Here is a 24,954-nt window from a genome sequence, read left to right as displayed (position 1 = left end):
AAATTCATCTCTTCCCCTTATCTTTGCCCCTCAAATTTTTGTAAAGTGGCCACAAAATTTTCAAAAGAAACGTATCTATACTGGTACGAATTGATGCAAATGATTCGCCAGTTCGAATTAATGGCAGAGGAAAAATATAAGATGGAAGGCAAGATCCGTGGCTTTTTCCATGCCTATGTCGGGCAGGAAGCGATAGCCGCGGGTTGTATGACGGCTACCAGGCAAATGGATCCTTTTGTAACTGCTTACCGCGATCATGGACTGGCCCTCGCAAAGGGTGTCAGCGCGGACTCATGTATGGCTGAACTCTATGGCAAAGCCACTGGTTGTGCAAAAGGTAAAGGTGGAAGTATGCACTTTTTTGGTAAAGATGTGGCCTTCTTCGGCGGTCATGGCATTGTTGGTGCCCAGATTGGAACGGGTGCCGGTCTTGCTTTCGCTGAAAAATATAAGGGTACTGACAATGTTTGCCTGACCTATTTTGGAGATGGTGCTGCAAGGCAGGGTATGCTTCACGAAGTATTCAATATGGCGATGACCTGGAAACTCCCGGTGATCTTCATCTGTGAGAATAATAATTACGCAATGGGTACTTCAGTTGAACGTACCAGTAACGTGGTTGATATATATAAACTGGCAGATGCCTATGAAATGCCTGCGGATACGGTTGATGGGATGAGTGCTGAAGCGGTACACGATGCGGTTACCCGTGCAGTGAAAAGAGCAAGGGAAGGTGATGGTCCGACCTTACTGGAATTTAAAACATACCGTTATAAAGGTCACTCCATTTCTGATCCACAGAAATACAGGACCAAAGATGAAGTCGAAGAATACAAGGGCCGGGATCCTATCCAGCAGGTATTGAAGACCATCTACGAGAAAAAATATGCGACTGAACAGGAAATTGCAGCTATCGATAAAAGGGTCGAAGATGCCGTGAATCATTCTGTTAAATTTGCAGAAGAATCCCCCTGGCCCAATGATGACGAAGTGTATAAGGACATATACCAGCAGGCCGATTATCCTTTTATTAAGGATTAGATGCCAGCGAATCAATCCACCGACGGTAACTGATTATAACACCGACGGTCACCGATTATCATTAAGCAACCCAATAAATAAACCCCCATTGCGTTAAAAGGCGCAATAAAATCAAATACAATCATACAAAATACACCAACGATGGCCACTGAAGTGAAGCATGAACAACCCGTGTCTACAGAAAGAAATCACGATCAGCATGTAGTAGAGCGTGCACAGGATTTTTGGAGCAAATACAGCAAACCCATTCTTATCGGCCTTACTGCGGTGGTGCTTATCGTTGCTGGTTTCTTCGCCTATAACAGATTCGTGAAAGGTCCGGAAGAAATCAAAGCGAATGAGGCTGTCTGGAAGGCCCAGGAATATTATAAGATCGACTCTTTCCGCCTTGCTCTTAACGGCGATGCGAGCACCCCGGGTTTTCTCAAAGCAATCTCAAGATACAGTGGTACAAAAGCCGCTAATCTTGCTAAATTCTATGCCGGATCATGTTACCTCCAGCTCGGTGATTTTAATAATGCGGTAAAGTATCTGAAGGATTTTTCAACTGACTCAAAACTCGTCCAGGTAAGAGCCACAGGATTATTAGGCGATGCTTACGCGGAACTTGGAAAAAAAGAGGAAGCAGTTGAGCAGTATAAGAAAGCAGGTACAATGCTTGAAACTGATGATTATAACTCGCCCGAATATCTGTTTCGCGCAGGTTATCTTTCAGAATCAATGAATAAAAACCAGGAAGCAATCGAACTGTATAAAAAGATCAAGGAAAAATATCCAAACAGCCAGCGGGCATATGATATTGACAAATATCTTGCACGTTTGGGCGAAATAAAATAATTCATGGCCGACGTAAGCAACTCAAAACTCTTAAATATTGATACGGGCATCCTAAATAAGGATGCCTGCATTGTTATTGTCAAAACCGAATGGAACGCTGCTATAGTGGATGAGCTGGAAAGTGGGTGTTTGAAAATACTGACTGAAGGGAAACTCAGGGAGGTGAGGACTATTACCGTTCCTGGTGCATTCGAAATTCCCTTCACCATTAAACGTTACTGGGATATTAACTTCGATACCCATCACAGACCTTCGGCATTTATCGCGTTAGGCTGCGTAATCAGGGGAGACACCCCGCATTTTGATTACGTTTGCAAGGCCGTGACGGACGGCGTTGTACAGCTTAATCTTACGTTGCCTGTTCCGGTTATCTTTGGCGTGTTGACCGTAGATAACGAACAACAGGCAATTGAACGCATTGGTGGCAAACATGGCCACAAAGGAGAAGAAGCGGCTATAACTGCGGCTAAGATGATTGCAATTGTCAAGCAGCTCTGATAACCAGGTGGCCGGCATTCATACTGACCCGGGTGGCTGGAAAATCAAAAAATGAAGTGATGAAAGTTCAGTTGTTTATTCCCTGTTTTATTGATCAGTTATACCCTGAAACCGCCTTTAACATGGTTAAGGTTTTGGAAAAGGCCGGTTGCACCGTAAGCTATAACCAGGAACAGACCTGTTGCGGCCAGCCCGCATATAATGCCGGGTTCAGGACCGATTCAAAGGCGGTATGTTTGAAGTTCCTTGGCGATTTTAAGGGTGCCGATTATGTTGTGGCCCCGAGTGCGTCTTGTGTGGGATTTATCAGAAATTATTACCCGAAGATATTCGACAATTCGTCGCATCACAACGAAGTCAAAGCTTTGCAGAAAAGAACATTCGAGTTCTCCGAATTCCTGGTTAATGTGCTTGGTGTAGAAGAGTTCGGTGCCCGGTTGCCCGTGCGCGCCACTTATCATGATTCCTGCGCAGGGCTCAGGGAATGTGGTATCAAATCAGAACCACGCAAGCTGCTTTCGAACGTGAAAGGCCTGGAGCTCGTGGAAATGAAAGACGTGGAAACCTGTTGTGGTTTCGGAGGTTCATTTGCAGTCAAGTTTGAATCCATATCCGTCGCAATGGCGGATCAGAAAACCGGTAATGCGATAGCGACCGGAGCTTCCTGCATTATCTCAACTGATCTTTCCTGCCTTATGCATATCGAAGGTTACAGCCGCTTTAAAGAATTGAAGATTCAAACCATGCACATTGCTGACGTGCTTGCGAGTGGCTGGTGATAATTAACCCTGAACAAAAAAAGAAGGCCGGCAGAAGCCAGCCCTCGTAGAGCCTTATCAGCTCTTGGGTAACACCACATGATCAATGACGTGAATAACTCCGTTCTTTTGATTTACATCTTTTGTAGTCACCGTCGCCACTCCGCCTTTCTCGTCAGTAATCACAACATTTTTACCTTTCATAGAAGCTGTCAGCTTGCCTCCTGAAACAGTGGTCAGTTCGGCTTTCCCGTTACCGGCTTTTATCAGTTCAAGCAACTGTGCTGCACTCACATTTCCTGCAACAACATGATAGGTAAGAATAGTACTTAACTTTTCTTTGTTCTCCGGTTTGAGTAAGGTTTCAACAGTCCCTTTTGGAAGCATATCGAAAGCAGCATTAGTAGGGGCGAAGACTGTGAAAGGGCCGTCGCCTTGTAATGTCTCAACAAGACCTGCAGCCTTCACTGCGGCCACCAGGGTAGTGTGATCTTTGGAATTCACGGCATTCTCAACAATATTTTTTGAAGGGTACATTGCAGCACCACCAACCATAACTGTTTTTTCTGTAGCACCAGTTTGGGCAAAAGTGATTGTAGTACCCATTAACAGGCCCACAACCATTGAAATTTTAATTACTGATTTCATCATTCCCGTTTTTAATAATTTGTTTTAATTTTCATGACCGTTACATGTAACCTGATCATCTACGGACCACGGTCCCGGACAGATTTATTTGTCCCTGGTTATTTATCACGTTTTTTTAATAAGGCCCGGCTGCGAATTATAGCAATGAATTATACTCAGAATATTCGGCTTACGAAACGGGAAATGACTAATCCTGTGGAGATAAAAACGGTTATAACGGCAATGAATATGTTTAATTTGCGTGTATTCATTTACTAAACAAATTACAATGGCATACTGGCTGATAAAATCTGAACCTGATAAGTATTCATGGGATCAATTTCAAAAAGATAAAACGGCAACCTGGGATGGTGTGCGCAACTATGCCGCAAGAAATAATCTTCAGGCTATGAAAAAAGGTGACCAGGTTTTATATTATCATAGTAACGAGGGTACCGAAATTGTTGGCATCGCAAAGGTTTCCAAAGAACATTACCAGGATGTCACCACAGACAACCCTGCCTGGGTAGTGGTTGATGTAAAGCCGTTTAAAAAGTTGAAAAAGCCTGTTAGTCTTGCCGCTATCAAAGCCGACGAAAGACTGAAGCAGATGGCACTGGTGAGACTGGGTCGTCTTTCTGTTCAGCCGGTTACCGAGGAAGAATGGAAGATAATAATGGAAATGGCAGGCATGTAAAAAATCGCAGAAAAATGAGGAAACTGGTAGTATTGACGGGAGCCGGCATCAGTGCGGAAAGTGGCCTTAAAACATTCAGGGACAGTGATGGTTTATGGGAGGGCCACGATATCCGGGACGTAGCAACACCTGGTGCATGGAAAAAAGATCCGGCACTGGTACTGGAATTTTATAACATGCGTCGTCAGAACGTGCTGGCTGCAAAGCCGAATGCCGCCCATTACGGACTTGCGGAACTGGAGGAAAGTTTTGATGTTCAGATCATCACTCAGAATGTTGACGACTTGCATGAACGGGCGGGTTCAACAAAAGTGATGCATCTTCATGGTGAGATCCTGAAGATGCGGAGTGAAAGAAATGAGATGATTTCAACACCCATATACCACGATATAAAAATCGGAGATCTTGCACCCGATGGTGCTCAATATCGTCCGGCAATTGTCTGGTTTGAAGAACTCGTTCCTATGATGGAACATGCGGTGCCTCTGGTTGCGGAGGCTGAGATTTTTGCGGTGATTGGAACCTCCCTGGTTGTATATCCGGCTGCGGGCCTTATCAATTACACGCGGCGAGGGATCCCTAAATTTATCATTGATAAAACGATACCATATTCCGCCGATCAGAGAGGCATCGTTGCTATTGAAAAACCGGCAACAGAAGGTATCCTTGAATTTCGCAGGTTATTGGCCGCACTGAGTTGATTGCCGGTCAGGGGGGCCATATTGTAGATATACCCGGTTAAGTGTACTTCCCCGGCAGTCGACCGTTTCAATCTACCAAAATATGCGTTTCGAGAAATGAAATCCCTTTGGCTTTTAATAAGTGCATAACTGGTTCATACACTTCTTTTGTTACGGGTATCTGAAGGCCTTTCAAGGGTAATTTACCTTGTAAAAAAAGTGACGCAGCCATGCCAAGTGGCAGGCCGACTGTCTTCGCCATCGCGGTGTGTATATTATCCTCACCTTTAACGATCAACGAAGCGCGTGCATGGAAGTTGTTTCCGTTACGGATGTAGTCAACCTCGTGCAACATTACAATCATATCTTTATCCCCATCTTTTAGCGCAAGTTTCTTTTCAAGTGCAAACTGCAGAACGTCTGCTGCGCTGCAATGACCTTTATTGATGAGCAGGTCATCATTCATTCCCAGGTAAACAAGTTGGTTGATAATGAGACTTGCCTCATGTTTCTGCCAGGCAACCCGGTCTGCTGCCTTGACCTTTATTTCATCTATGCCAATTGTGTTTAGCTGACCGTGTTCATCAATCAGCATAAACTTTTTCAGGTCATCTTTTACATCTTCAGCAGGGTCTTCACTGAGTGTTATCAGCATTTCTATTTTTTCGAGTATTTCTGCAGTTTCCCTGAAACCTGCCGTCAGTGTTTTATCTACCCATTCCGCAAAACCATGCTCTGAAAAGTGTTGCTTAAAAAAAGATTGAAGCGTCATACCATCAGTGTCATATTTAATGGTTTCGTCAGTGAGCCTCAGATCAACTAAGTTTTTCCAGCCAAGACAAAACTCGGGATAACGCAGCGTTGTCCTCAAAAAAGTGTGACAGCCTTCCAGATCATATAGCTCCATGTACGGAATTGAATTACGGTTTGCATACCAGCATAATTCACCAAGTTCAGGTATCTCAACGGTATTCTCGGGTTTAAACAACTGGCCATAGGGAACATGTTTTATCTCTCCGGCTTCTTTGAACACAGCTCCCGCCTGGCCGGCCAACACTATATTCCGCGGATTCCAGCTGATCTTATAGTGCCATGGGTTATCGTCACTTTCCGGTGCAACAAGCCCACCACAATGCGATTTAAAAGACTGAATTGTACCACCTGCATCCCTGATCTCATTAATGAGCTGCATGGCACTCATATGATCGATACCTGGATCAAGACCCAGTTCACATAAGAATAAAAGATTTTTTGCATCAATCTCAGCACTAAGCTGCCTGATATTTTCATCGATATACGAAGCAGTGAAAAGATGTTTGCCAAGTTCAAGGCAATCGAGGGCAACAAAATAGTGAAGTGCCGGCGGCAAAAGGGAGATGACAATGGTTGATCCCGCGATAATCTTTTTCCTGGATTCCATGTCATGGATGTCGAGAAACAACACTTCTGCAAATTCAGAATTCCCGGTTTTTAACCTGGCTGCTTCAATATCATAGTCCGCCACACGGACCTTCCATTGGTGAAGCCGGGCCTCTGCTATCAGGTATTCAATCAGGTAAACGGATGATTTCCCTGCACCTAAAATCAAGATGGAGTTCATTACTTTGCTGTATATTATTGCAATATACTTAATAAGGATTTATTGATTTTTTGCTTCACCCACCTGTAGTTGCCGCTCAACAAATAAAAAAAAGTCAGCCTCCCGGCTGACTGTACAAGATATGTGTTCACAGGGAATATTCAGAGATCCGGCAGAATGTTACCAAGATCAATATCTTCTCTTTCCCTGATAACCATGGTATCAATAAATATATTCTGAACCTGTTTACTGTTATTATATCGTTCCATTTCCAGCGCCCATTTTCCTTTGGTCAGCGATATCCTGAAACTTCCATCTGCTGACACGGGGATGTGAACAGAATCATTTCCCTGCCTCGCCACTATACGTGATCCCTTAGGATTGATCTTCAAATGTCCCGTAACCAGGCTCGTTTGTGATGCCCTGAACGCATGAAGTCCTATAACCGCAATAATAACCCCTAGCAGGATTATGGCTGTCTTTTTCATTTATTGTATTTATTAGGTGTTTGGTCCCTGGGCAAGCTTAATAAAAACGCATAAACTTTAATAGGAGAAGGGTTGGCAGTGTAATCAAATTTCAACTATTATGCCAAGCTGACACTTTTCAGAAATGGTAACAAAGATCTAATGCGAGTGGGTATATCTGCATGATGATGAATGATAACAAATGTCATTCGATATTTAACTCTTCAGAGTCGGGACCGAAATTAATGAATCAGCTTTCCTGATTGGTGAATATATGCAACGAAATAGTTGTGAGGGTAAACCATGGCTATTACCAGGCGGAGACAAAACATAAGCGAATGACACAAATAAAAGTGCCGCCACTTATTGTATACCTGATTATATACTGATTGCGTATTATGTACCTGATGGGGAGAGACCCAGGGACTTTGAATTAATAACTTTGATGTTTGTTGTTACACTTACGCCACGATTTGTGCGGGGCACATCCAGTGTGAGCTGGTTACCGGCTTTAATATTATTAAACACAATCGTCTGTGTTTTTACGACTCTTTTCTCAGGACCCAGATAAGCAACTTCAACTTCAACCCGGTCGATTACAAATTCACTTTTGTTTGTCACCGTCAATGAAAGATCCGAGATGCCGCCGAGGACTCCTGTTTTATATTTACTGCTTTGCAATGATACCAGTTGCCTGATGTTTTTCCTGGCTAACTCCACGGCCGCGCTTGATACACTGTTGTTTTCCTGTACGGCAGGTTGAACGTTTACCGGTTGAACGTCTGGAGAAACTGCCTGGACGGGTGGCGCTTCGGGTAACTTATCATTTTTAGCAACGTTGCGGCTTACTGCCAACTTTGCCTGTGAGTTCGGATTGGTTGTTGGCTTTTCGGCGACCGCCTTTTCTTCCGCTCCCGGAGTCACGCTCTCTGTCATCCTCTCCACAGGCTCTTCCTGCCTGGCCACAGGCTGACTGGCAGGTAGCTGTTTCAACCTTTCTCTTTCCTGGATCTGCTTCACGAGGTTATTAAGTTCTTTAGCCGATTCTTTTTTACTGTTGCTGATGGCGAGCCCGATGATTATGCCCCCAAGCAGTAAACACAAGGCAGCCATCGTCATAATAGCAGCATTTTGTTTGCCTGCCAGCAACGACTTCCTGGACTTGCCCGGAAAAACCGTATCCGTCAGAAGATCTGCGCCCGCAAATTTGCTACTGAAGCTCGTATCTGGCTGTTCAGGTTTTTTATACTCTGACTCGATCTTCCTGTACCTCGGAGCAGGTGTAGGAGCAAACCGCTCATTCTGATTAGTATCAGCATTTGGGTAAGGTGGCTGATCATCCCGGTAAACATCCGATGTCGGGGATACAGGGCGTTCAGTTAACCTTTCTGACTGTGAGGCCAATGCTGCAGGCGTTGGAGCTTCGGTATTTATCCTGGTAACTGCCTTTGCGCCAGGCAAAGTAACATATATTTTCCTTGGACCCTCATGCGCTGGCAGAGCGGGGTTAGCAGCAGGTTCAACCGGGGAGGACGATTTATCAGTGAGTGTTGAAGTTTCGGGTATTGACGGTTTAGCTGTCGCTTCCATTTTAGTCAAAGTACCTTGTATCGGAGCTTTAGCCGTAGGTTCCGCTGAAGCTGAAGTATCGGGAACTGAGGCTGTAGCTTTCGTGGAAGCTGCTTGGATGATCGCTTCTTCTGAAACCACCACACTGGATTTTTCCTGGGCCGGCTGGTATCTTTCCCGGTAAACATTGTGACCCGCTGCATTGATCTCTGAAACCTTGCTTTCACTTGCCGAACCGGCTGCACGTTCAATAAAATGTTTCTCTGCGGCAGGTTTCTTATAAAACCTGTCGAATGGCTGTTCTTCTACTATGGGGGCGTAAGGTTTCAGCTCCTCGATTTCACTGGGATAACGCCAGGCTGCACTTTTCCCATCGAGCCAAACAAGGTCATATGCCTTTATGCCTTTTTCAATAAGTTCAGGCACGGTATATGGACCCGATTGTTTGTTATCTCTGAGAAGCAAATATCTGTTCATACAAAAGATTGTTCTGTCACTATTAAAACGTTCCGCGCCGTCAGCGAAGGCAGATCAAATCCATCATAAAAAAAGGGACGTTTAGGGCGGTAATTCAGAGGAGGGGATAAGCGTAACTCGTTTGAAATTACAGTTCACCTACAAGTTACTTAAAGCCAACATCTATACCAAATAGTGCTACGGAAATGTTATAGAAGGGTTTGTTAAACCCATTTGGCCGTTATCCGGGAGCAATCCACAATCGTGGAAAAATACCTGTCAAAACGCCGATTTAGATAAGGTTATGAGGCCCGGATTTGGTAAATTTGCGAGCCTTTGCCCGGTTACCAATTTCCATTAATTTTTAATTTCTCAAACTTAGTTCAGCCTTAAAAGTAAGCATGGAAGAAAATAACATTACCCCCAATGAAACAAACGATATCAACCGGATAGTTCCGGTCAATATCGAGGAGCAGATGAAAACCGCCTATATTGATTATTCAATGTCGGTAATCGTGGGCCGGGCGCTTCCTGATGTCAGGGATGGCCTCAAGCCAGTTCACCGCCGTATACTTCACGCCATGAATGAACTCGGCATGGGGTTCGGCCGGCCGCATAAAAAGTCTGCCCGTATTGTCGGTGAAGTATTGGGTAAATATCACCCGCATGGTGATAAATCGGTTTATGATTCTATTGTACGTATGGCCCAGGAATGGAGCATGCGATATACGCTGATAGACGGTCAGGGTAATTTCGGAAGCCAGGATGGAGACGGCCCTGCGGCAATGCGTTATACCGAGGTGAGACTCGAACGGATCGCCGAATCCATGCTGATGGACATCGATAAGGAAACCGTTGATTTCCAAACCAACTTTGACGATTCCCTCGAAGAGCCTAAAGTATTGCCAACACGGATACCAAACCTGTTGGTTAACGGTTCAAGCGGTATTGCCGTTGGTATGGCCACGAACATTATGCCTCATAATCTTAGTGAAGTAATTGATGGCTGCGTTGCGTTTATTGATAACCGTGAGATCAGCATCGATGAGATGATGCAGTTTATCAAAGGACCGGATTTTCCTACGGGTGGGGTAATTTATGGCATGGAAGGTATCAAAGCCGGAATGCATACAGGACGTGGCCGGGTGGTCCTTCGCGGTAAAATGCATGTAGAAACCAAGGCAAGCGGACGCGAGCAGATCATCATCACTGATGTTCCCTACCTGGTTAACCGTGACGCACTCTGTGATAAGATCGGTCAACTTGTAAATGAAAAGATCATCGAGGGAATAGCACATGTCAATAATGAGTCAAATCAGAAAGAAGGAACCCGGGTTGTTATAGATCTGAAAAGGGACGCCATCGCCAACGTAATCATAAACCAGTTATTTAAGTTTACTGAGTTACAGACCTCATACGGAATCAATAACGTGGCTATTGTAAAGGACCGTCCGCGGACCCTTAACATCAAAGAAATGATCTCCGAGTTCATTGATTTCCGTCATGAAGTAGTGATCCGCCGCGCCCAGTTTGAATTAAGGGAAGCACAGAAAAAAGCGCATATCCTCCAGGGTTATCTTATTGCGCTGGATCACCTTGATGAAGTTATTTCACTGATCAGGGCATCTGCAACGCCTGATATCGCCAGGGAAGCACTGATAAATGCCGGTTGGGGCCTCGATGAGATACAGGCAAAGGCCATTCTCGAATTACGGTTGCAACGTCTCACCGGTATGGAAAGAGATAAGATCAAACAGGAGTTTGATGAGTTGATGAAGGTCATCAGTCACCTGCAGGAACTGCTTGGCAATGAGACCCTCAGATTCGACCTGATAAAAAGAGAACTGCAGGAAATCAAGGACAAGTTCGGTGATGCAAGAAAAACAGAAATTACTTTCCTGGATGATGAAATGCAGATCAAAGATCTCATCAAAGAAGAAGATGTTGTCATAACCATTTCACATCTCGGATATATCAAAAGAACATCAGCAACTGAATACCGTGCTCAACGGCGCGGCGGAAGGGGACAGATCGGCGGAAAAACAAGGGATGAAGATTATATCGAGCACCTCTTTGTCGCCTCGACCCATCATTCAATGTTGTTTTTTACAGAGAACGGCAGATGCTACTGGCTGAATGTTTACCAGATCCCGGAAGGCGACAAAACCAGTAAGGGCCGGGCGATTCAGAACCTTATACAGATTCCGCCGGACGATAAGGTCAGAGCCATAATCGACGTAAAAGACTTGCAGGATAAGGATTTTGTGGCGGGGCACAATATCGTTTTGTGTACCAAAAAAGGTATTATCAAAAAGACAGCCCTGGCAGATTTCAGCAGGCCAAGGCAAACCGGTGTCAACGCAATTACGATATTAGAAGGAGATGAATTACTGGAAGCAAAGTTGACCAATGGAAATTGCGAAATAATGATGGCCGTAAAAAGTGGTCGCGCAATCCGATTCCCCGAGGAAAAAGTCAGGCCGACCGGCCGGGGAGCCATCGGAGTCGCAGGAATTGAGGTAGATGACAAGGATGATGAAGTGATTGGCATGATATGTGTCAGTCGTGAAGATAAGAGCCGGACCGTATTGGTAGTCAGCGAAAAAGGTTTTGGAAAAAAGACGCAGATAGATGAATACCGGATCACAAACCGGGGAGGTAAAGGAGTAAAAACCATAAATGTTACCTCCAGGAGTGGCGGACTTGTTGGAATCCTCGATGTTACAGAAAGAGAAGACCTTATGATCACTTGCAGAAGCGGGGTAACCATCCGTATGCCGGTCCATGGCATTAGTGAGCAGGGCCGTGCAACCCAGGGTGTTAAACTGATCCGGGTTGACGATGGCGATGAAATTGCTGCTATTACTAATCTGGACGAACTGGAAGTGACGGGCGCAGAAATTGTAGTAGATGGAATAACAACTTTAGATGAAGTAAACGGATTAGAAACCCTGTCTGGTTCAGCTGTTTCTCCGGAAGAATTGACCGGAACTGACAGCCTCCCGGAAGAGGAAAATCCGGAAGATGATCTCACGGAAAATGATGAATTTTCCGCGGAAGATGAAGACGATACAACCGATGACAGCTCCGCCTCATCTGGAGAAGATAAGGATCAACCGATTGCCTAACGATAATTTTAATTAAATAAACACGGAAAAAATGAAAAGAATATTGCTGACTGTAATGCTTGTTGCTTCAGTTGCTGGTGTGTTCGCACAGAAGCTGGACAAAGCCAAAACATCTTTGGAAAAGAAAAAACTGGCTGAAGCAAAAACGGAAATTGACAATTTCCTTGCAGTCGAAAAAAATAAGACTAACTCTGAAGCCTGGTATACAAAAAGTAAGATCTACCTGGCCATTAATGCAGACTCAAGTATGAAGGCCACTGTTCCTGATGCAAGGGTCGTAGCTTTTGATGCGGTTAAAAAATACATGGAACTCGAAGCTCCGAAGGATTCTACCAAGAGAAACACCTTGCTGACAATGGATGGCAACAAGCCGCTGGTAGATATTTACTCGGGATATTCAAAAGATGGTGCATCTTTTTATAATGCAGGGAACTTCAACGACGCTTTAACAAATTTTCAGAAAAGCCTGGAAGTTTTTGATATCATGTCCAAAAACAACATGATTCCGATTAAATTAGACACAACTACCACTTTGTATGCAGGTATATCCGCGGAAAAAGCAAACAAACCTGATACAGCAGCTATCTATTATGGAAAGATTGCAGAAAGCAAGGCCAAGGCAGAAGGTTTCGTAGAGATTTACAAATGGCTGGCTGATCACTACCGTCAGAAAAACGATATGGCGAACGCTACAAAATTTGCTACACTAGGACGGGAAGTTTATCCTCAGGAAACTTTCTGGTCCGGTTTCGAACTTGACATGGCCAGGGAAAAAGGAACTAAAGATGAACTTTTCACCAAATACGAGCAGGTTATCAAAGAGAACCCGGATAATCATCTGTTTTATTTCAACTACGGTGTAGAATTGTACCAGGCAGGATATAACCAGGACAGCACCAAACGCCCGGCCAACTCAGCCGAACTTATTGAGCGCGCAAGGGAGCAAATAGCAAAAAGTATTGAGAAAAAAGCCGACTATGCAAACTCACAAATGCTAATGGGCCAGATTCTTTACAATCAGGGCGTTGATATCAACAACAAAAATAAAGCGATCCGTCCACAGGGAGGTGCCAAACTTAAACCAGACGAACTGAAGAAAAAAGAAGAACTCCGGGTCGAAATGAATAAGAAATTCGACGAGGCGCTTACTTACTTTGCAAAGGTTGACCAGATTCTGGGTTCACAGGGAAAACTTAAGCTGGATGAAAAGAATATTCTCAAGGACGCTTATGATCTGACCATCACCATTTATGAGCAAAAACAACAGGGCGATAAGGTAACAGAATATACCGCCAAGTTTAATGACGTTGATAAAAAACACTAAAAACCCTGGCCAGTTATTAACTGGAATAGGAAAACGAATATTTCTCAACAAGGGCCGCAATCGCGGCCCTTTGTTATTAAGGCAATTGAAAGAAGTGAATCGGGTAGTTGCAGACCGAGCCTAAATACCCAAAGGAGGTAATGGTCGAATCAATGATGAGGAAAATGGTCGAATCAATGATGAAGAAGTTGAATGGACTTCGGACTTATCCGAAAATTATCTATTTAACATAATATATATTATAAGAAAGTGGAGTTGCACGGCGGGAGCGCGATGATGATTTTAAATTCATTCCCTGACCCAATGCACTTTCTCATCCAGCGATGACGGTGACCGGTGTACAGACGGTACCTGTACATACCCCAGGTAAAAAAATCCCATGAAAATATCATCAGGTCCCAGGCCCATAAGTTCGTTTGCTGCCTTCATGAAAGTAATGCCACCAGTGCTCCAATAACCACCAATACCATAGGCATCAAGACTGAGATAAATATTCTGAACGGCGCAGCTAACGGCTGCGATCTCTTCGAGTTCCGGAACAACACCCACGCTTCTTTTACACCCAATGGCTATTACATGAGAGCATAACGCGGGCGTACTTAGCAGATTATTATACTTATTTTCCTTAAACTTATCCCCCGAATGGTCCTTATATATCGATGCTTGTTTTAGGGCAAGCGATTCCAGGCCTCTACCGGAGAAAACCGTAAACCTCCACGGTTCAGTCAGTTTGTGTGTCGGTGCAGAATTGGCATTCTGCAGGATTTCTATGATTATTTCATCGGGTATTTTACGGTCATTATAAAACTGGCTAACAAAAACGGATCGCCTGTTCCGGATCGCAAGATTCATACTGATGGCATCCATAATAGAATTGCTGCTGTTTGTCATAGTATTCCAGTTCAAATCGTCCCTTAGATCCCGCGGCAATGAAATTAACCATTATCGGGCGGCGGTGTATTGTTTTCGTCGTCACGTCTCTCATTATTCCTTTTTGGAAACAATGAAAATTCAGAGCTTCCAAATTTGTATGTAAAAGTCAGCCGGAAACTCCTGACGTTCCACCTGCGATATGAATCCTGGTAGAATTGTTCGGTGTCATAGATAGTTCCGAACCGCCGGGTATTAAAAACATCATTGATACTGAAAGTTAAGGCCGCTTTGCTATTTTTCAGGAACTCTTTCCGGAGTGCAAAGTCAACGCTATATTGTTCTTTTTGTCTTCCTTGTGGTATTACCTCAGGAGATTCGTATTCCCCGGTAACCTGGAAGCTTAGTTTATTAAATACTGACGTCCTCTCCGCCGGAACCCGGTAATTAGCAATTAATTTGGCTTCCCAGTTGTAACCATCATTGCTGAGATCAAGGTTGTTAATTACTGCTTTAACTGTCCGGTATTGCGCATTAATGGTTGGTGTAAAATCAAAATTGTCCCCGATTTTTTGTTGCAGTGTAAATTCCACACCGACGCGGTTGTTGCTCTGGGCGTTTACAAAGGTATTCAGGATGGCGTTAGGATCAACAGCCGCATTATTTAGTTTCTCAAACTGCTCCGAGCTTATGGTATCGCTGTATTGGGTAATATCAGCAGGATTGTTCCTATAGTACAACACCGCCAGAAAGCTTCCACTATTATAAGTGTGATTGTAATTGATCTCGAAAGAATTCACAAATTCTGGTCTGAGAGCTGGATTACCCTGTCTCAGATTTACCGGATCGCTGATATCCACGAAGGGATTCAATTGCCAGAAGTTTGGTCGCCTTATGCGTCGTGAATAGTTAACCTGCAGTTCATGGCCTTCGCTAAGTTCCTTTGTGAGGAAGATACTTGGAAATAAGGCATCCCAGATGTTTTTGATAGTCTTTGGATACTGGTATCCGAATTTTTGCGAACTGTCCACCAGCTCTCCATCAAACTTTGAGAATTCTGTTCTCAGGCCAAGCTGATACTTCAATGTTTTGACTCCTCCTGAAAACGTCGCATATGCTGCATTCACGTTCTCACGATAGTCATAATGATTGCTCAGTGGTAGTTTTGTTTCGGTCCCTGAACCTGCCACTGAATAAGCATTGAATATACTTTTATAATCATTCAGATATGACCTTAGCCCGAGCTCCCATTTTGCTTTTTCAGAAACAGGGTTTATGTAATCCACCTGAATAGTCAGCTGATTATTGTTATTATTTCCATAGTTCTCAACCCTGTTCGGATCTTTGTTGACTGAGCCGTCTATGTTGTAGTAGTTATTTACTATAGCTGAATTGTCATTGTTTTTACCGGTGTTGTAACTTATATCAGCACTCAGCTCTTTGCCTTCCTTCGCAAAATTATGTTTGTAGATCAGCTGCGTATTGCTCCTGTCAAACTGTGCATTACCGGCGGCATTCCGGTCACCATATCTTATTGGCTGCTGGTTAACATCGAGATACTCCTGCTGTTGAACTTCATATGATTTGAAACTTCCCCGCACAAAATTCTGCGTAACCGTGATGGTGTTCCTGTTATCCAGGAAATAATCGAGCCCAAACCTTACTGACCTGAATTTTCTTTCTCTTTCATTCACCGAGTTTTGAATGAAGTAATCCTGGGTTACTCCCTGTCTTTTATTTTCCCTGAAGGTTTCCCCTTTTGCCTGTCCCCCCGACTGATTATAGTTTCCACTGGCAAAAAAGTTAAACTTCCCTTCCCGTAGATTGAGCGTAAGATTGCCATTGAGAATGTCAGGTGACCCTGCTCCAATAGAAGCACTTCCATTCAGTCCTAACCTTTTGTTTTTCTTCAACACTACGTTGATAATTCCACCACTGCTTGCAGCGTCAAATTTAGCAGATGGGTTAGTGATCAATTCAACCCTGTCAATGTTGTCTGCAGGTATCTGGTCAAGCGTAAGGATTGTAGGACGCCCATCAACGAAGATCTGCGGAGATGCATTTCTGAGTTGCACATTGCCATCAACATCAACGCTGACTGAGGGAATGTTTTTCATAATGTCTATGGCTGTGCCACCAGCGGCAGTAATTGCCCTATCTGCATTGAATACTTTCCTGTCGATGCCCATGGTAAGCGCAGGCTTTTGCGCTGTAACGGTAACGGCTCCGAGATACTGCGCTTCCTGTTCAACTTTAATATTGCCAAGATCCTTCATCAGTGGTTTATCGGGAATCACGGCCAGGAAAACGGGAAGCTCAAGTTCTTTGTATCCTATAGCGGTTATGACTAACCGAAAAGTATCACGGGCCGGGAGGTTTTCCAGGCTGAAATCACCATTGGGTTTGGTGAGCATTCCGCCGGCCAATGCCCCGGAGCTTTTTACAAATAACTGGACTGAAGCAGCTTCTATGCCCTTGTTTGTTTTTCCATCAACTATTTTTCCAATAAACCTGCCGCCATTAGGATTCGCCCGTGATGAGGAAGTTCCCCCCATGGTTTCGTCCTGGGCAGTTGCCATCCAACCGAAACTCAACAGTAAAAAAAGAAGAGGTACACACTTTGTCATAAAATTTGATATAACGGGCAAAGGTCGCCACGGAAGACTAATAACTAGTCAATGAAAAATTATAATATCATTAAACAGTAATAAAACAGTGCCACGCGACAGGCGTTGGGTACACTTACAGGAAAAAAACTCCTGCTTTAGCGTTTAATTAACGATGCTGGTGAATGATAGTTCGTTGGAGGCGGGTATTTTCTTAAACAAATGAATCAGTGAATACCATAAGCACCATATGCAGCTGCGCCATTTAAACCGGTCTTGTCGTCACGAATCAGGTAAATTGGCACTTCTTCTAACAGGTGATGCATACGGTCGCAGTCCATGAAATGTTCAAAGAAATTATATCTTGCCAATAGCGAACTTATTTTCGGAGGGATACCTCCCCCAAGAAAAAGCCCACCTGTTGCTTTCATCTTAAGTACCAGGTTTGACGACTCCCTGGCCAGGTAACGTACAAACAATTCCATGGTTTGCTCGCATATCGGATCCTTCTCATCCTCCGCGGCTGTGCTGATGATCGCTGAAGGATCTTCAGATTTCAAACTTTCTACGAGCCATGAAGGCGAAGAACCATTTCGGCCCTGGTCAAGAAATCTATAAATGTCATATATCGCAGGGCCCGATCCGACTTTTTCCCAACTCACGATACCATATTCCTTTTGCAGGAACCTGGTGAGTTGAAAGTCCTCTTCGGTTCTTGGAGAAAAGTCGCAGTGACCCCCTTCTGTCGGAAAGGGATGATAATACTTTCCATCCCAGAAGAGACCTGCCTCGCCCAAACCTGTTCCAGGGGCGATAATGGCCATGTTTCCACGAGCAAGTGGATTTCCTTCCCTTACGACCATCAGTTCTTCAGAACCCAGGTTGGATAGCCCATATGCCACCGCTTCCAGGTCGTTAATCATTGACACGCTTTCAACAAGAAAGGATTTCATCAACACATCACTGTCCAGTACCCAGTTGAGATTAGTGAGTTCTGCTTTGCCATCTATCACCGGTCCGGCTACCGCCAGGCAGATTCTGTCCGGTAGTCCCTCACCTGTGGCTGTAAGGAAATCCCGGATCATTAATCCGACGGAATTATAATCGGGAGAGGCAAATCTTGTTTCATTAAGAAGTTCCAGCTTATTGCGTGTGGCATGAAAGAGCGCAAGATTTGTTTTTGTTCCGCCAATGTCGCCGGCAAGAATTTTGAGACCGTTTAGTGGTAAAGTTGATTTGCCGGGAAGTGAAACCGGTATACTGAATGAATCATTAAAGACAGGCATGCTTCAGAAGTTTTATGAACGAGGCGTTATTGACGTGGCGCAAAAGTATTGATTTTCGGAGTTCTGGAAATATGCACATTCCATTCGGGTCCGCTTGAAACCTTGAGTGAATCCGCAAAACTTCCTTCATTTATTGCCAGCGAAAAATTCATCAGGCTGTTCATATATGCAAGCGCAGTGCCATGGGGTACTTCACCGAAAGTGTTCACAAATGGAACATGCCCCCGGTACACTATACTTGTATCTTTCAGAATGGTAACCATAATATGTTCCCCGGTCTTAATATTTAGTTTTTTAAAGATCGAGTCAGGGATATTTGTCCATATATTCCCAAACTGAATGTCCAGCACCGGAATATTTCCGACTAAGCTGTCGCCCCGGAACAATGGCTGTTGAAACGGGAAGCTCACAACGGAATCGGGTAAGCGCCTGCCCACTTCTTCAAAAGATATCACGCCAGCGGCAAGCCTGGCCCCGGTATAAGCATAAACATCTCTCCCATGGAATGTATAGGAATGAGAAGAATTAGTTCGCCGGTTTTTTTGTTCGTCAATTTCCCTCACCTCATCAATGCCAAGCGCACCCGCTACAAACTGCAGGGTTCCGTTATCCGGAGTTACAAAATAATGCCCGGTCCTGCTTCGCATTACCACAGATCGTCGGTTTGTTCCTACGCCCGGGTCGACAACAGAAACGAAAACAGTTCCTGCAGGCCAGTAAACAGCGGTCTGTAGCAAACGATAAGCAGCTTCCCAGGTATTAAATACTGGTATCTCATGTGTGAGATCATGCAATGCAAGGTCCGGGTCTATGCCATAAGCAATGGCTTTCATTTCACTCACGGCGCCGTCTTTTAAACCGAAATCTGTCTGAAAAACAATGGCGCTTTTTTTTGAGTGACAGGAAGCCAGACCGCTCACAGCGATTAACAACAGTACTACTCTATGGATCAACTTGTTTTTTTGTTTTAATTTGTAAACTTTCAAAGTTGTGAAGTTAAAAAACGAATAGTAATTAAGTACTGATGTATAATTTTTCCTCTTGATAACGCTTAGCTGGCATTGCCACAAACCGGGTTGTCATTGTACCTCTTAAACGTAAATACTATGGGAGAAACAGGGCTTAAACATTTGATCCTGGAAAGACATTCAAGAGATAATACTTCAACAGTTATTGCATTGATTGGTGCCAATAAACAATTGTTTGCCGAATTGATCTCTTACCTCTTCAGCAAGGACAAAAGGGTTGCACAAAGAGCAGCCTGGATCGCCAGCGAAGTATGCACTATCAGGCCGGATCTTCTTAAGCCCCATGCAAAAGATATAATTACGAATCTTGCTGGTAAAAATGTCGACAGCGGAGTAAAGCGAAACTCGCTGAGGATCTTTCAGCATGTGCCTGTTCCGCCTTCCCAGCATGGCACAATGATGAATATATGTTTCCAGATAATCACCTCGAACAGCGAACCTCCTGCTGTAAAAGCGAATGCACTGACTATTTTAGATCATTTAAGGGAACGCTATCCCGATATCAGGGACGAATTGAAAACTGTAATTGAATCCGGCATGGAAACTGAGTCACCGGCGTTCAAAAGCCGGGCAGCAAAGATCCTTAAAAAGCTAAAAAAAATTTAGCTATCCAAACAATCTGACGATGCTCACGAAGACGGGGCTCAATAATATTATTCGTTCTCTCAACTACCCCGTGAGTTACCGCGACTTAACCCGTTTCAGTGATGAGCCTTTTTTTATAGACACTGATCTTTGAACCTTCTGCAAGAAAAACAGATTCCGGCTCCATGGCGTCGAGTCCTGCAAATTGGGCTCCGTATAATTCCTTGAAATTGCACCTGATGTTGTAATCAGTTACCGGATAGATTTCCCATCTTGGATGTTCAACTTCATACTCACCGGTAGACTGGCCATTGATTTTTGCATATCCCCAGAAGTGTTCGGTGATAAATTCTTCCTGCGATCCGGGTACAAGTGCGACGGGTAATGATGAAGTGTTTACCGCGAGCTTGTGCCACTGGTTGCGAAATTTCCATTCGTAACTTACTTTTAGCTTGTCTTCATTAAACTCTTCACTGTGCCTTACCGGGAGACTAACATAGTTTTCTTTGTAAATGAGGTTTGCAACAAAGCTGATAGCCGGCTTCGGTACAATCTCTTTTAGAAATACCACTCCTCTTTTCCATGTGTCACCATCCTTGAATTTGACATAAAAACGGAGGTTTATCTCAGGAAAATCCGTGTGAAAAGGAATGCTCAGGTTTAGCATTCTTGTGTTTTGAAACATAAAGCCCACAAGACTCACATAATGTTTTCCTTCAAACGAATCCAATACGGTTTTGAAAGGAAGAAATTTTTGAAGAACGGATGCATCAACTGCATAATTCGCCATAATGAGTTTGCGCCATTCTGCAGTCAGGAACTTAGACTTCTTTATCATCTTGTGCTGTTAAAACAAATTCTTTGCGCAATTGTTTTATGCCCTGGAATTAACGTGTTGAAAAACCATGCACCTGCATTGCCAAGCTCCGCGTTTAACGTGTTGAAAAAACATACACCTGCATCGTCAATCTTTGCGTTTAGCGTGTTGAAAAACCATACACCTGCATCGTCAATCTTCGCAGTTAACGTGTTGAAAAAGCATGGACCCACATATATGCTGCAAAACCCAAGAGGTAAATTGCAGCAAAGGAAGGCAGGGTTTCGTTACTGAAGACACAGAAGATCGCAGTGACAAAGCCTGTTATTACAAGCGACATAGAATACCATTGCAGAAAGTTTGATCCCCTGATCTTCCACGGATATCTCATATGCCCAAGGGGAATAGCCACTGACATAAGTATAAGCCCTGCTGCCAGCATACCATTACTCTGATCGTTTTGAGACGTCATCAATATAGATGCGATGACCACCATTAATCCGAGCACTATTGCACCTGTGAAAGAAAGTGCATTCCATTTTTCGTTAGCTGATACAGCATATTTGCCATCCCTGTCAAACAGCAGGAAGAAGTTAGCCAATGGATTGATCACCCAGCTGGTTATGACCAGTAGCAGATAAAGTCCCAGCACAATACCTCCAACCATCTTCCAGTTTCCACTGCCCGTTGAGGAAGCGCCGGCAAAGATCCTTACAGCCACAAAAATGGAAATGGGAACTATCCATCTTGCGTTTTTACTTTTATTCGTTATCCAGAAATTATATTTCAACAACCACCTGTATGGCGCAACTTTGGATTTAAGTGCTTCTTTGAGTCCACTTCGCGCAGACTCCAGGGTTGGATTAAGCCGTAGTGCCTCTTTAAAATGATCAACGGCCTGCCTGTGTTTGCCCTTCTCAAGATAGTTCCATCCTACTGTCGTATGTGTAAATTCGTTGGTGGGATCCTGTTTCAGCGCATTGTGCATAGTGGCCACTGCATCGTCCGTACGCTTAAGCTTATTTAATGCAGTTGCTCTCGCGTTAAGACACGTCAGTTCTTCAGGGTCGAGGGCCAGGCCTTCATCAGCTTTCATGAGCGCGGCCTCGAATTGTTTCTCCTCAATAAGGATCATCGCCCAAAGTCCGAAATATGCCGAAGCATAAGGATTAAGCGCACACGCTTTTTGCAGGTGAATGAGTGCATTGCCATTTTTATCCTGCTGATAATTGGTAAATGCATACAGGTAAAAATAATAATCCTCATTTGGCGCCTGCCTAATGGCTGATTCAATCAAACTTGTCGCACCATCAAAGTCTCTCAGATCCAGTTTACACTTTGCCAGCAGTGAAAGTACATAATGGTTATCCGGATCAGATTGTAAGGCTTCGGTGAGCTGCTTTTCAGCATCCTTCGGTCTTCCCTGTTCCAGCAGAATGTGCGCGCGCTGTATGTTTGGGTTGATATCCTCCATCTTCCTAAATCTTACTTTTTAATCTTCAGATACTTCAGGATTTCATCATACAAACCTGATTCGTTTGCATAGAGCGCATAGTTCCTTGCGGAGGCCAGCCATTCGAGTGTGCTGGCTTTATGAGACTTTACCGCTTTGAGCAGATCTTTCGTGGTAATCGGTTCCAGTTTTCCACTTGCCATAGAAGCTTCCAGTTTATCCTCAATGGCCAGATCTATCAGGGCTTTAAGATCAGCCCCGGAATATTGATCGGTTTCGCGGGCTATCTTTTTTGTATCAACATCGGCCACAGGTTTTTCCCTGAGCATTGTATTGATAATATCTATCCTTGCATTTTCGTCAGGAGGTTCCACAAAAATGATACGGTCGAAGCGACCCGGCCGCCTGAACGCTGCATCCACGCTCCAGGGTGCATTAGTGGCCGCGAGTATCAGAATGCCTTCATTGTCCGAATTCACACCATCAAGTTCTGCAAGAAACTGGTTGATCACGTGGCGCATTGCTGATTGACGAAGATCGTTGCGACTTGCACCAATGGCATCAACCTCATCGAAGAATAATACGCAGGGCGTGTTACGGCGGGCAACGTTAAAAATTTCGTGGAGATTTTTTTCACTGTTACCAATCCACATGTCGAGGATATCATGTAAGCCGATACTTATGAATTTTGCATTGATCTCGCCTGCTGTTGCTTTTGCGATAAATGTTTTTCCGCAGCCGGGGGGACCGTATAACAGGATACCACCGCCGGTTTTTTTGCCGAATGCTTTATAAAGATCCGGGTTCTTTAAGGGTTGAATGATTTTCAGGGCGATTTCGTCCTTCACCCGTTTCATTCCACCGACATCTGAAAAATTTATTGAAGGCTTTTCGAGGAAATATTTGCTGTCGTCCCCAAACTCGTCTTCATCATTGAATTCGAAATCCTCCGGAAGATTATTGCCACCAGGCATACGGAGCGCTGAATCAATTTCCTCATCACGGAATCCCGGATTCAATACCAACACGCGCTGATACAATTCCTGCGCCGGTTCAATGGAGTGCTCCCTGACCAGGCATTTAATATAATGTATCATCGAATTCATCTGGAGGCTGTTGCCTAATTCTTCATAAATAACAATCGCAGCGGAATATTTTTGGAGATGAAAATATGCCTCGGCCAAACCATGGCTCGCCTTGAGATTTCCATAATTGCGACTCAGCACTTCCCTGAATTCACGGGCGGCATCTGAATACATTTTTTCAGTCAGTAGTATTTCTGCCAAATGCAATCGCAATGGAATATTATCCGGTGAAACATTAAGCGCCTCCTGCAGGGAGGTAATCATTTCCTGTGACATAAACCCACGTTTAGACGTTCCCTTTTAATACAATAGCCTGACCTTAATCGTCTCCTTTACCTTCTTTAACAATTCTAACGCTTCTGTTGAAAGCTGATTATCCAGGTCAAGTACCACATAACCTATTTCATCATTTGTCTTAAGGTACTGGGCAAGTATATTAATATTATTTTTAGATAGCTGGGTATTTATTTCTGATAAAACACCAGGTACGTTTCTATGAATGTGAAGAATCCGGTGAGCACCTTCCTGCCTTGGCATACTCAGTGGCGGAACGGAATGCGAACCGATCGTGATGCCCATCTCAAGATACTCGTATAATTTGTTGCTAACATCCTGACCGATGTTTTGTTGAGCCTCTTCTGTAGAACCTCCGATATGTGGTGTTAATATCACATTCGGCAGATCCTGCAGGGGAGTTTGAAAACGATCACCGTTTTTCTCAGGTTCCCATGGAAAAACATCGATCGCGGCACCTGACAACTGCCCCTCGAGCAATGCTTTTCTCAAAGCCTCAAGATCCACTACCTCTCCCCTGGCGTAATTAATAAGGATCGAGCCTTTCTTGAAGTGTTTCAGCGTGGACTTATTGATCAGATTTTTGGTTGACGGAGTATCCGGAACATGCAGTGTGACAATATCGGCTTCAGCCAGCACTTCTTTCAATGATTTTTTTGGTTCGGCGTTTCCAAGCGGGAGCCTGGTAACTATATCATAAAAAATCACCTTCATTCCAAGCGCTTCAGCCAGCACACTAGCCTGGGAGCCAATATTTCCGTAACCAATGATTCCCAGCGTTTTACCTCTTAGTTCATAACTTCCCTTTGCGTCCTTCATCCAGATTCCGTCGTGCGCAGCTTTGTTTTTGTCAGGAATGCGCCGGATCAGCATAATAGAAAGTCCTATTACCAGCTCAGCAACGGACCGGGTATTGGAATATGGTGCATTGAAGACCGTTACCCCAAGTTTTGTGGCAGCTTTCAGGTCCACCTGGTTCACCCCGATACAGAAACAGCCGATAGCCTGTAATTTGTTTGCAGCCTTCAAGACATTGGCAGTAATCTGGGTTTTGGATCTTATCCCCAACAAATGCACATCTTTGACCTCTTTTATGAGCTGTTCTTCCGAAAGAGCACCGTTTAGCTTGCGAACTGAGCTATAACCTGCATCTTTTAACTGTTTTACTGCTGTATCGCTGATATTTTCAAGAAAAAGTATATTAATTTTTTCTTTGGGATAACTGGTATTTTTTTTGTCGTTCATATTGCCCTGGTCTGTTTTTGCGTT

At 44.1% G+C, this 24,954-nt stretch carries 21 protein-coding genes; 9 read left to right on the top strand and 12 right to left on the bottom strand.

What is annotated here, in order from left to right:
• Positions 1-45 precede the first annotated feature (45 nt).
• From pdhA to ACX0G7_RS01125, 4 genes are all read left to right on the top strand, one after another.
• Positions 46-1,041 carry a pyruvate dehydrogenase (acetyl-transferring) E1 component subunit alpha gene (pdhA, locus tag ACX0G7_RS01140; RefSeq protein WP_458921564.1) on the top strand — a complete coding sequence of 332 codons (996 nt, stop codon included), beginning with the start codon at positions 46-48 and terminating at the stop codon, positions 1,039-1,041.
• A gap of 141 nt (positions 1,042-1,182) precedes the next feature.
• Complete coding sequence (locus tag ACX0G7_RS01135; protein WP_458921563.1) at positions 1,183-1,878, top strand: tetratricopeptide repeat protein; 696 nt, start codon at positions 1,183-1,185, stop codon at positions 1,876-1,878.
• Between the two features lie 3 nt (positions 1,879-1,881).
• Positions 1,882-2,376 (top strand): 6,7-dimethyl-8-ribityllumazine synthase, encoded by a 495-nt coding sequence (ribH, locus tag ACX0G7_RS01130; protein WP_458921562.1) that lies wholly within the window; start codon positions 1,882-1,884, stop codon positions 2,374-2,376.
• A gap of 59 nt (positions 2,377-2,435) precedes the next feature.
• Positions 2,436-3,155 carry a (Fe-S)-binding protein gene (locus ACX0G7_RS01125; RefSeq protein WP_458921561.1) on the top strand — a complete coding sequence of 240 codons (720 nt, stop codon included), beginning with the start codon at positions 2,436-2,438 and terminating at the stop codon, positions 3,153-3,155.
• Positions 3,156-3,212: 57 nt separating this feature from the next.
• Here ACX0G7_RS01125 and ACX0G7_RS01120 read toward each other — a convergent pair whose 3' ends face one another.
• A complete protein-coding gene (locus ACX0G7_RS01120) occupies positions 3,213-3,782 on the bottom strand; it encodes a fasciclin domain-containing protein (protein WP_458921560.1) in 570 nt (189 codons plus the stop codon).
• Between the two features lie 268 nt (positions 3,783-4,050).
• On the opposite strand from ACX0G7_RS01120, the gene ACX0G7_RS01115 reads away from it, so the two are divergent.
• The gene (locus tag ACX0G7_RS01115) at positions 4,051-4,458 is read left to right on the top strand and encodes an EVE domain-containing protein (protein ID WP_458921559.1); all 408 of its coding nucleotides are present in this window, start codon (positions 4,051-4,053) and stop codon (positions 4,456-4,458) included.
• A 14-nt stretch (positions 4,459-4,472) separates the two neighbouring features.
• Positions 4,473-5,159 (top strand): SIR2 family NAD-dependent protein deacylase, encoded by a 687-nt coding sequence (locus ACX0G7_RS01110; RefSeq protein WP_458921558.1) that lies wholly within the window; start codon positions 4,473-4,475, stop codon positions 5,157-5,159.
• A gap of 67 nt (positions 5,160-5,226) precedes the next feature.
• On the opposite strand, the gene ACX0G7_RS01105 is transcribed toward ACX0G7_RS01110, so the two are convergent.
• The 3 genes from ACX0G7_RS01105 to ACX0G7_RS01095 form a co-directional block, all read right to left on the bottom strand.
• Entirely contained in the window at positions 5,227-6,738 is a 1,512-nt protein-coding gene (locus tag ACX0G7_RS01105; RefSeq protein ID WP_458921557.1) for a saccharopine dehydrogenase C-terminal domain-containing protein, read from the bottom strand.
• A gap of 140 nt (positions 6,739-6,878) precedes the next feature.
• The gene (locus ACX0G7_RS01100) at positions 6,879-7,205 is read right to left on the bottom strand and encodes a hypothetical protein (RefSeq protein ID WP_458921556.1); all 327 of its coding nucleotides are present in this window, start codon (positions 7,203-7,205) and stop codon (positions 6,879-6,881) included.
• A gap of 375 nt (positions 7,206-7,580) precedes the next feature.
• Positions 7,581-9,230 carry a hypothetical protein gene (locus tag ACX0G7_RS01095; RefSeq protein ID WP_458921555.1) on the bottom strand — a complete coding sequence of 550 codons (1,650 nt, stop codon included), beginning with the start codon at positions 9,228-9,230 and terminating at the stop codon, positions 7,581-7,583.
• Between the two features lie 380 nt (positions 9,231-9,610).
• Between ACX0G7_RS01095 and gyrA the strand changes: the two genes are divergently transcribed.
• A complete protein-coding gene (gyrA, locus tag ACX0G7_RS01090; RefSeq protein WP_458921554.1) occupies positions 9,611-12,337 on the top strand; it encodes a DNA gyrase subunit A in 2,727 nt (908 codons plus the stop codon).
• Positions 12,338-12,368: 31 nt separating this feature from the next.
• Positions 12,369-13,661, top strand: coding sequence for a hypothetical protein (locus ACX0G7_RS01085; RefSeq protein WP_458921553.1), 1,293 nt, complete (start codon positions 12,369-12,371; stop codon positions 13,659-13,661).
• Positions 13,662-13,949: 288 nt separating this feature from the next.
• Here ACX0G7_RS01085 and ACX0G7_RS01080 read toward each other — a convergent pair whose 3' ends face one another.
• The 4 genes from ACX0G7_RS01080 to ACX0G7_RS01065 all read right to left on the bottom strand — a co-directional run bounded on the left by ACX0G7_RS01080 (position 13,950) and on the right by ACX0G7_RS01065 (position 19,409).
• Positions 13,950-14,552: a nitroreductase family protein gene (locus ACX0G7_RS01080; RefSeq protein WP_458921552.1), complete on the bottom strand. Its 603-nt coding sequence runs from the start codon at positions 14,550-14,552 to the stop codon at positions 13,950-13,952.
• A gap of 44 nt (positions 14,553-14,596) precedes the next feature.
• On the bottom strand, positions 14,597-17,158 hold the full coding sequence (locus ACX0G7_RS01075; protein ID WP_458921551.1) for a TonB-dependent receptor: 2,562 nt from the start codon (positions 17,156-17,158) through the stop codon (positions 14,597-14,599).
• 206 nt (positions 17,159-17,364) lie between these two features.
• Positions 17,365-18,423 carry a glucokinase gene (glk, locus tag ACX0G7_RS01070; protein ID WP_458921550.1) on the bottom strand — a complete coding sequence of 353 codons (1,059 nt, stop codon included), beginning with the start codon at positions 18,421-18,423 and terminating at the stop codon, positions 17,365-17,367.
• A gap of 26 nt (positions 18,424-18,449) precedes the next feature.
• Positions 18,450-19,409 carry an SAM hydrolase/SAM-dependent halogenase family protein gene (locus tag ACX0G7_RS01065; protein WP_458921549.1) on the bottom strand — a complete coding sequence of 320 codons (960 nt, stop codon included), beginning with the start codon at positions 19,407-19,409 and terminating at the stop codon, positions 18,450-18,452.
• Between the two features lie 120 nt (positions 19,410-19,529).
• Here ACX0G7_RS01065 and ACX0G7_RS01060 point away from each other — a divergent pair, with 120 nt between their 5' ends.
• Positions 19,530-20,057 carry a hypothetical protein gene (locus tag ACX0G7_RS01060; RefSeq protein ID WP_458921548.1) on the top strand — a complete coding sequence of 176 codons (528 nt, stop codon included), beginning with the start codon at positions 19,530-19,532 and terminating at the stop codon, positions 20,055-20,057.
• Between the two features lie 85 nt (positions 20,058-20,142).
• Here ACX0G7_RS01060 and ACX0G7_RS01055 read toward each other — a convergent pair whose 3' ends face one another.
• From ACX0G7_RS01055 to serA, 4 genes are all read right to left on the bottom strand, one after another.
• Complete coding sequence (locus ACX0G7_RS01055; RefSeq protein ID WP_458921547.1) at positions 20,143-20,874, bottom strand: YqjF family protein; 732 nt, start codon at positions 20,872-20,874, stop codon at positions 20,143-20,145.
• Between the two features lie 184 nt (positions 20,875-21,058).
• Positions 21,059-22,327, bottom strand: a complete 1,269-nt coding sequence (locus ACX0G7_RS01050) for a tetratricopeptide repeat protein (protein ID WP_458921546.1) — start codon at positions 22,325-22,327, stop codon at positions 21,059-21,061.
• 11 nt (positions 22,328-22,338) lie between these two features.
• Entirely contained in the window at positions 22,339-23,667 is a 1,329-nt protein-coding gene (locus tag ACX0G7_RS01045; protein WP_458921545.1) for an ATP-binding protein, read from the bottom strand.
• 24 nt (positions 23,668-23,691) lie between these two features.
• Positions 23,692-24,930: a phosphoglycerate dehydrogenase gene (serA, locus tag ACX0G7_RS01040; protein ID WP_458921544.1), complete on the bottom strand. Its 1,239-nt coding sequence runs from the start codon at positions 24,928-24,930 to the stop codon at positions 23,692-23,694.
• Positions 24,931-24,954: the final 24 nt, after the last annotated feature.

The sequence above is a fragment of the Flavitalea antarctica genome (genome assembly GCF_054461535.1).
This window is presented reverse-complemented; position numbering and strand designations above follow the sequence as displayed.